7 protein-coding genes are annotated in these 8228 nt (G+C 49.9%); 2 read left to right on the top strand and 5 right to left on the bottom strand.

The features are described from left to right. Positions 1–383 precede the first annotated feature (383 nt). From NG833_RS06335 to NG833_RS06345, 3 genes are all read right to left on the bottom strand, one after another. Complete coding sequence (locus tag NG833_RS06335; protein ID WP_254564462.1) at positions 384–1943, bottom strand: M48 family metallopeptidase; 1560 nt, start codon at positions 1941–1943, stop codon at positions 384–386. Positions 1944–2315: 372 nt separating this feature from the next. Continuing rightward, a complete protein-coding gene (locus NG833_RS06340) occupies positions 2316–3023 on the bottom strand; it encodes a glycoside hydrolase family protein (RefSeq protein ID WP_254564463.1) in 708 nt (235 codons plus the stop codon). 285 nt (positions 3024–3308) lie between these two features. Beyond that, a complete protein-coding gene (locus NG833_RS06345) occupies positions 3309–3968 on the bottom strand; it encodes an NAD(P)H-binding protein (RefSeq protein ID WP_254564464.1) in 660 nt (219 codons plus the stop codon). A gap of 373 nt (positions 3969–4341) precedes the next feature. Here NG833_RS06345 and NG833_RS06350 point away from each other — a divergent pair, with 373 nt between their 5' ends. Continuing rightward, positions 4342–5073, top strand: a complete 732-nt coding sequence (locus tag NG833_RS06350; protein WP_254564465.1) for a DUF1997 domain-containing protein — start codon at positions 4342–4344, stop codon at positions 5071–5073. A 266-nt stretch (positions 5074–5339) separates the two neighbouring features. On the opposite strand, the gene NG833_RS06355 is transcribed toward NG833_RS06350, so the two are convergent. Beyond that, positions 5340–5813: a DUF4079 domain-containing protein gene (locus NG833_RS06355; protein ID WP_254564466.1), complete on the bottom strand. Its 474-nt coding sequence runs from the start codon at positions 5811–5813 to the stop codon at positions 5340–5342. 234 nt (positions 5814–6047) lie between these two features. Between NG833_RS06355 and NG833_RS06360 the strand changes: the two genes are divergently transcribed. Further along, entirely contained in the window at positions 6048–7520 is a 1473-nt protein-coding gene (locus NG833_RS06360) for an ankyrin repeat domain-containing protein (RefSeq protein ID WP_254564467.1), read from the top strand. A gap of 100 nt (positions 7521–7620) precedes the next feature. On the opposite strand, the gene NG833_RS06365 is transcribed toward NG833_RS06360, so the two are convergent. Further along, positions 7621–8049, bottom strand: a complete 429-nt coding sequence (locus tag NG833_RS06365) for a DUF2358 domain-containing protein (RefSeq protein ID WP_254564468.1) — start codon at positions 8047–8049, stop codon at positions 7621–7623. Between the last annotated feature and the right edge of the window lie 179 nt (positions 8050–8228).

Below are 8228 nucleotides of genomic sequence, written 5' to 3' on the forward strand. Positions count from 1 at the left end.
GAACGACTGAAGTCGTTACTACGAACAACTGGAAGAGAAGAGAACGACTGAAGTCGTTACTACGAACGTGGAGAAGAGAACGACTGAAGTCGTTACTACGAACAACTGGAAGAGAAGAGAACGACTGAAGTCGTTACTACAAACGAGGTTTTTTTTATTATTTATAATTCCCTGGAACTGGTTATATCAAATCCGGTGTCCAAAAGTCGGTTTTATAGAGTAGCGGGCTAAGGTGGGATTCGTTCCTGTAGCCCTAAAGTCAAAAAAAATGTAGAGGCGATTCGCGAATCGCCTCTACATTTTTTTGGGTAGATTCTCTATATTAGCCCGCGCAGGCGGGCTTCGTCCGTATAGCCCCACCCTTTAGGGTGTGGGGTTTTATTTTATCCTCCAGCGAGGAAAACTTCTACGGCATTTCCGGCCTCTTCTTCGGGGTAGAGTTCTTCCACTCGGCTTTGGATTTGGGCGTGGCGTTCGACGCCTTCAAAGGCGTAACGGTTGTAACCATTGCGCTGAATTAACTCTTCTAAATCGCGGAGGCGATCGCTGGAGGCGGGGTGAGAAGATAACCAGCTTAAAACCCCTCCGCCACCGCCATCTAATTCGGTGAAGGTTTGCATCAGGTTCCGTAAACCATCGGCGGCATAATTGGTATTGGCTAAAACTCTTGAGCCTAAAATATCGGCTTGTCTTTCGTTTTGGCGGCTGTAGGCGCGACCGACTAGGGCGGCAATTAAATCCCCCATTGGCACGACGCGATTTAAGTTAGAAAGGAGGGCGCTTTGAACAACCCGTTGATAGCCATGAGACAAAACAGCATGAGCCACTTCATGACCTAGTAAACCTGCCAGTTCTGCTTCGCTGTTAATTTTTTGGAGTGCGCCGGTATTGACGAAGACTTTGCCACCGGGAAGGGCAAAGGCATTGAGATTTTCATCTTGGACGACGAAGAATTCATATTCAAATTCGTCCCGTCCCATCAAATCGGCCATTTTATGTCCGACTTCATTGACATAGTTGACGATGGTTTCATCTTCAACCATTGGTAAACGCTGTTGGAAGGACTCCGCGAGTTGGTTACCAAAGGAGGCTTCTCCTTGCATTAACAGCATGGTGAGTTGAAGGGCGGGGATGGTTCCGGCGACGTTTCCAGTTAGGAGTAAATCTCCGATGGAAAGTGCGCCGGTGACGAGGGTTTGCCCGATTAAACGGCGACGAATTCCAGAACGGTAGCGACCCAAATCATCATCAGCGATCGCCTCAAATTCAGAGGCTTGGGGATGTTCCGGATATAGCACGGCAAATTGCCTTGCTGCAATGGAAGATTCCAACCATTTCTCTTGGCTTTGTAAGGCGGTAATTTCCGCTTGAATTAATTCCGGTTCGTTGGGATAAAGGGTGGTGGCGCGTTCGAGAACGGCTAGGGCTTCCTCTCCTCTTCCATAGTCTTGTAAGGCTTGGACGAGCAACACATGACCGGGAATAAATTCCGGCTGTTTTTCGACTAATTGCTGTAACGGGACAAAAATTCGGGTTTCTAAATTTTGTTCAAATCCCGCTTGTGCTTCGCGCCAATAGACTCGACCTGCGCCGGAGAGTTGTTCGGGATCGGTGATGGGTTCAGCGATCGCCTGGTCCCCTCGGTGTTGGGGAAATTGACCTTTCACTTGGCGATAGAGTTGTTCTGCCGCTTGGGTGTTACCGTCCAGGAAGAGGCGATCGGCTTCCACGAGGGTATTAAATTCTGAGCTTCCTGGCTCAAACGCCAGTTCCAGACTCTGTTTGAAACGGGAGAAGGGGGTGATTTTACTCTGGGGTGCGGGGTTTGTTGCCCCGGTGGGTGGTAAGGTGGAGTGAGCGGGTGCAAAGGTCAGCAACAGATTCATGCTGAGGAATAAAGCCACTCCAACGGTTGCCCAGAGTGCGTGCCGAAATCGTTTCATTGGGGGGGTTCCTCTCGATTGGGTAGGGGATGATGGGATGGTTTTAACCCGCACCCTCAAGGGTGGGGCTATACGGACGAAGCCCGCCTGCGCGGGCTCAGTAGATAAAAACAGGTGTTTGACAATCGGATTAGGTATTAGCCTTTTAGAACCCGAATCTGAATCAGGTGTTTCCTTTGAGAGTACAACATCGGAACTGAAGGCGCTTCAAATCCAGTTCCAGAGACGGAAACCGGGTTTCTGATGGCGTTATACCAAATTCGGTTGTTAAAAGTCGATTTTTTGGATCAGCCCGCGCAGGCGGGCTTCGTCCGTGTAGCCTCCGGGCTTGAGCCTGCGGGTTTTTATAGACTTTTACAACCGAATTCCGTATTACATGGAGTTTTGCAGTTCCTCTTCCAGGAGTTGCTGGTAAATCGTGGGTAAATAGGCGCTCATGGAATTGGTTTCAATCCCGTAGCCGAGACTGGTCCAAGTTCCAGAGAGCAGATATAAGACTTCATCTAATTTTCCTTGTTTTAATAATTCAGGAATGTTCACTCCCCACGCTTCTTCGTCTTTTAGCCATGCATAGACGACTTTATCTTGAAATTTGGGTTCAAAACTATAGGATTTCCAAAACCATCTGCCATCGGGTTTGGGGTGGTACCGTTCGGCCATTTCTTCCCAGGTGGTGGTGATAAACTGATAGCGACCGGCAGCGGTACTACAGTTGTCGAGATTGGGTCCGGCGACGATTCGCACGCAGCGATCGGGATGGCGTTTCAAGTCTTCCATATATTGGCCGCCATAGATGACGGCGTAGGGGTCGTCCACGTTGGATTCACTAGCGGAAATGGTTCGCATCAGGGCGCGGATGTAGGGGTCACCGTCCTCCATGACTAAGGGGGGTAAGGGGGCCATCAGGGCGGGGGGCAGGGGTTCGGTGCGACGGAAGATGACGTTATAAAAGAGGATGGGCAAGGCGATCGCCCCAGCCAGCAACAAGACAAACTGTCTGAATTTCGGGGGTTTTCTTCGCCGTTTAACTAGGCGTTTTTGACTCAAGTTCAACGGTTGAGCAGAAGGTTCAGAAAGCATAAGGCATGATGAATTATTCAGGAATTAGGGTTGATTTTCCAGGAGTTTCGGTTGTATTTAACCGATTTCATTCGGCTTGATGCAGTTGGTTCTCCAGATTTTAATTGCAGGAAACCTCAGAAAATTTCGGGTAGGGTTTCCGTTGTAAAATGCCCCTGCTTTAGGTGCGTCAGATTCTCCCGGTCGGGGTTTCACCTGTTCCGGGTTTTATCTGACGCACCCTCCTCTTAAACGATTTATCCCGGTTTTTGGGCGTGGATTCAGCTAATTTTAACCGAGTTTGAGTTAAACCACACTGGCAAATAGCTCAGGGAATGCTTGGGCTGGCGCTTCGGCATTGGTGACAATTTCCACGATTTTATTGCGGGCGGCAGGTTGAAACAGGGCTTCAACGCTGACTAAGGCGACTTTAGTTCTAGGAATGCTCCCTTCAAATAATTTATCCTCCGATTTCATGACGATCGCCGCTTCATCTTCGGCATTTTTTAATCCGCCTGGACGAACGATGGTGTAAGTTAACCCGCTGTTTTGGATATATTTTTCCGCTTGTCTTTTCCAGACTAAAATCAGCCAAAATAAATTGAGCGGATGGAATAAGTTAGAGACGCACAAGGAGGAAACCAGAACAAAATGTTCGATCCCCTTGACTTTGGCGACATCCACGAGATGCTTGGTCCCTTCATAGTCAATGCGATAGGGTCCCGTGGGGTCGAAACTGGGAGTTGCACCCGTGGCGCATAGCACCACGGTACAATCCGCGATCGCCTCATGGAGACTCTCGGGATTCAAGACATCCCCCACGACTAACTCTACCTGGGGAGGTAAGAGTTGCTGCCCTTTCTCCAGGTTCCGCACCAAGGCGCGCACCGGAATCTCCCGCTTGACCAATTCTTCGACAATTCGTCGTCCCGTTTGTCCCGTGGCACCCGCTACAAATGCTTTCATCAGTTTTTTAGGTAAAATTATGGATTGAATGTGAAATTATTGCTTTTTTGCAATAGGGGGGAGCCGTTGGCACCCCCAGTCTCCTCTAGTTTAAAATTTTTGGGGGCCGATCGCGATCGCCCAGGTTCGGATATCTACATCACAGAACCTCCCTCGGGGGATTGTCTATGATAGAACCGGATGCTAGCTCAACCCTTGTGCCAATCCAGGGGAAGCTCACCCAAATAAAGGAAAGTCGGGCAGAATTACGGATTTCACCCCTCCCAAGGACAAGATAACGTAGAGAAAATAGCATCCAGCCACTCCGGTGGTCGTACAAAAACACAAACCCTCAGTCAGGGAAGCGGTTATGCAGTCAGATATTTTAAACTCTATGGCAACATCCATCGATAGCGATCGCGAGTCATCTAACTCCGTTGCTTGTGAACCGATGTGGTTTCAGACTCATTTTGTCGGATGCATGGAAATGTATGCCGATGTTGAAACCGTTGCTGCCTATTTTGACGTTCACCAAGGATGGTTTAAACGCTGTGCTCGTCCGATGCAGGCAGATGCTTTAGGAGAAAATGGCTATGCTCTAACTATTGGGCGCTTTGGTGCACTCGGTTATGAAGTGGAACCGAAAATTGGTCTGAACCTATTACCCCAACAAAATCGCGTTTATCTGATCGAAACGATCGCCATTCCCGATTATGTCCCCCCAGGTTATGACGTAGAGTTTAAAGCAGCCCAGGAATTGATAGAAATTCCGGCAGATTATTCCAATATCAAACTCCGCCACACCGAGGACCTCCCTGCCACGATGACTCGGGTGGAGTGGAATTTAGATTTAAAGGTGGGGGTATGTTTTCCCAAGTTCATTCATGCCTTACCTCTCCCCCTCGTCCAAAGAACCGGCGATCGCCTGTTGGCGCAAATCGTTAAACAAGTCTCCCGGCGCTTAACCTACAAAGTCCAGGAAGATTTTCACTCCACCATCGGGCGCGATCGCCTGGAACTCTTCAAGAAAAAACGCGCCAAAACCTCCAACTCCGATCTGTGCCGTCAATGTAGCGGTGACAATGGCACCGGGGAAGAGGTCCCCGAAGATGTCGAAACCCCCTAACCCATACAGGACTAGCCCTGTCAAGGTGTGTTGATTGTCGGAGTAAATGCTTGCGCCCAAAAGAGGGCGCAAGCATTTACTCCGACAAGAAACCATGATTTTTCGTCATCAAATTTACCTCTTGGACAGGGCTACCCATACAGGACTTACCCATAAACCTTAAATGTAGGGGCGATTCGCGAATCGCCCCTACAGATTCCTCGTGACGCGGCTGTTGCCGCGTCACGAGGAACCCGGTTTGGTCTTCCTGTTACTCTAACGGCGTCCTAGGAAGCACTGGTCAGAATTTTTTGGACAATTTGCAATCCCGTGAAGGCTTGCCAGCCAAACAGGGTGAGCAAGGTCATATTCATCGCCACATGGGTCACTCTCGCCCAAGCGACTCCTTGCTGCATCAAGGGCGCTAGGGAGGCGGAAATGGCCACCATTGTGGTCATGCCTAGGCCAACGAGCAGGTGCGGACCAAAAAATAGTTTGCCATTGTTCACATAAGTGGCACCCATACCCACCACGGTGCCGAATACCATCAGGGCCAGCATGAGGGACCCGATTTGGTAATGTCTAATATTGTATTTGCCCTTAATCAGAACTTTTTTCTCGTCTCCTGTCGCTTTGCGGGTGCGCTTGAGTTTCACTCCCAGGACAAGGGCGTAAATAGACAGTCCAAACAACACCCACATCAACAAGGGGTGGAAAAAGGTCAATCCCGTTTGTAACGGTGCGGGCAGTTCAATGGTCATGGTGTTCTCCAGATGGCGTGAGGATCTTCATAAAACTTATCATAATTTGGTTCTGGAGAACTCTTGAACATACCACAGTCGCAAGGGTAGCGCGACATGAACAGACCGGCATGATTGTAGCAGTCTGGGATCCGGCGCGATCGCCCAGGTGAAGATCTCCGGATGATTGCGGTTGATTGTCGGCTGCTTTCGCGATACCGTTAAATTACCCCGAGATTGAGTCGATCGCAGCAAATGCTCTCAAACCAGGATCTTTTATTAATTCAGGCGGCTCGCATTGGCAACATTAATCAAGTGATTACCCTGCTGGCTGAGGGTGCTCCTGTCAATGCCAAAGATCGAGAAGGCACGACTCCGTTAATGTTTGCCTCCCAGAAAGGTTACACGGAAATCGCTCGTCACTTGCTCGAAGCCGGTGCCGATGCCAATCTTCCCCGAGAAAAGTACGGCATCACCCCGTTGATGTTCGCTGCTGCCAATCATCAGATTGATGTGGTCCGCCTGTTACTCTCCTCCGGAGCACAGGTGAACGCCCAAAATGATGATGGCAGTACAGCACTGATGGCGGCGGCGCTCAAAGGCAATCCGGCGATCGCCGATCTGCTGTTGTCCCACGGTGCTGAACCCAATATCAAAGATCAAGATGATGATACCGCCCTCAAACTCGCCATTGTCGAGGGTCATCTTGCTATTGTTCGGTCTCTTTTGGCGGCAGGGGCCGATTTACAGGCGATCGGTGACCTGGATGACCTCTTATTTCGCATCGCCCAGAAGGGGAATGCGGAACTGTTAGAACTGCTGATCCAAAAGGGTCTCTCCTGTCAAAAATATGATTGCGGCAGTGCCTTGCTGGAAGCCGCAGAACGCGGGGACCTGCCCATTGTGCAAATCTTGTTAGCCGCTGGGACTCATCCCAATGTCACCGATAAAGATGCTGAAACTCCCCTGCTACTCGCCAGCGATCGCGGCCATACTGAGGTAGTAATCGCCCTGATTGCCGCCGGTGCCGACGTCAATGCCAAAAATCTCGATGGCTTTACCCCCCTGATGGCTGGGGCATCTGGAGGCCATTGGCAGATGGTGCGATCGCTGTTGGATGCCGGTGCCGAGATTAATGCGATCGATAGTGACGGAGAAACCGCCTTAAATTGGGCTGTAGTCGAAGGGTATGCCGATGTGGTCAACCTGTTACTCGACTGCGGTGCCGACTTCCAACGGTGCAATCGTCTCGGAGACACCCCGTTATTCGTCGCCGCCTTGCACGATCGCGCCGACATTGTGGCGGCCCTCCTCCACAAAGGTGCAGAGGTTAACCCCACCAACTTTGACGAAACCCCCCTCACCGCCACCGCTGAACTTGGCCATCTGGACACCATCCGAGTCCTACTCAAAGCCGGTGCGGACCCCAATGCCGTCTCCACCGGAGGCAAAACCGCCCTAATGAAAGCTGCCGATCGCAATTTGACCGAAGTCATCGAGGTCCTGATTGCTGCCGGTGCCGATGTCAACCGCCAAGATGACGCAGGGGCCACCGCCTTGATGTGGGCCGCCCATCGCGGTTTTGAGGAAGCAGTGCACCTCTTGGTTGCCGGTGGTGCCAATGTCAATCTCAAAAATCGTGGAGGGTACACCGCCTTGGCGATCGCGGAGTTTAATGGGTATAAGAAAGTCGCGCGATCGCTCCGGAATGCTGGGACGCAAGAATAAACAGAAGAGACCTCTCCCCAAACCCCTCCCCTAAGAGGGGAGGGGCTTTGAGATTCCCCTTCCGGCTCCCCCTTCCCTCGTAGGGAAGGGGGTTGGGGGGTTAGGTCTCCGATTGCGGAAGAAACTGTTTTAAAATAGCCTTCGGTTCCCGGTCCCAAGTGTCAATATGTTCGTAAATCAACCCATTTTCATCTAACTTATAATTAGAATACCCATTAAAAAATAAATCCGCTTTCCAAGGTAACCGTAACCGCCCGCGCACAGTCCAATTGGCTAAAATCATATCCGGCGACACCTGCTCCACATCATGCAAATCAAAATAGAGTTCGGTGAAAAATAGTTGGCCGTGAAAGCGTAATGTCCAGAAAATAATTCGATAATTGAATTTCCACTTAAACTGATTTACCGGGTCTTTAAAAAAGATATCTTTGCGATAAATATCATAAGAAATATCTTTTTCAAATAAAGTGGGTAAGTCTTCCTTTAAAGTGGCGATCGCCTTTTCAACTTGGGATTGATATTCGTCCATTGTTGGGTTACTCCTGGCACTCCTAAATTTTATTATAGGGGGAAATCACCCGGAAACGACTGAAGTCGTTACTACAAACAAAAGAATTTTCCGACGTTCGTAGTAACGACTTCAGTCGTTATCCCCTTTAAAAGAAAATCTTTTAAAGGGGCAATGTCCGAGGGAAATCACCCGGAAAC

Origin of the sequence: Oscillatoria sp. HE19RPO (assembly GCF_024220515.1) — a bacterium.
Taxonomy (GTDB): domain Bacteria; phylum Cyanobacteriota; class Cyanobacteriia; order Cyanobacteriales; family Laspinemataceae; genus Laspinema.

Coding starts and splice junctions, on each gene's coding strand:
- NG833_RS06360 (WP_254564467.1), top strand. CDS start 6,048: ATGCTCTCAAACCAGGATCTTTTATTAATTCAGGCGGCTCGCATTGGC.
- NG833_RS06345 (WP_254564464.1), bottom strand. CDS start 3,968: ATGAAAGCATTTGTAGCGGGTGCCACGGGACAAACGGGACGACGAATT.
- NG833_RS06365 (WP_254564468.1), bottom strand. CDS start 8,049: ATGGACGAATATCAATCCCAAGTTGAAAAGGCGATCGCCACTTTAAAG.
- NG833_RS06335 (WP_254564462.1), bottom strand. CDS start 1,943: ATGAAACGATTTCGGCACGCACTCTGGGCAACCGTTGGAGTGGCTTTA.
- NG833_RS06340 (WP_254564463.1), bottom strand. CDS start 3,023: ATGCTTTCTGAACCTTCTGCTCAACCGTTGAACTTGAGTCAAAAACGC.
- NG833_RS06350 (WP_254564465.1), top strand. CDS start 4,342: ATGGCAACATCCATCGATAGCGATCGCGAGTCATCTAACTCCGTTGCT.
- NG833_RS06355 (WP_254564466.1), bottom strand. CDS start 5,813: ATGACCATTGAACTGCCCGCACCGTTACAAACGGGATTGACCTTTTTC.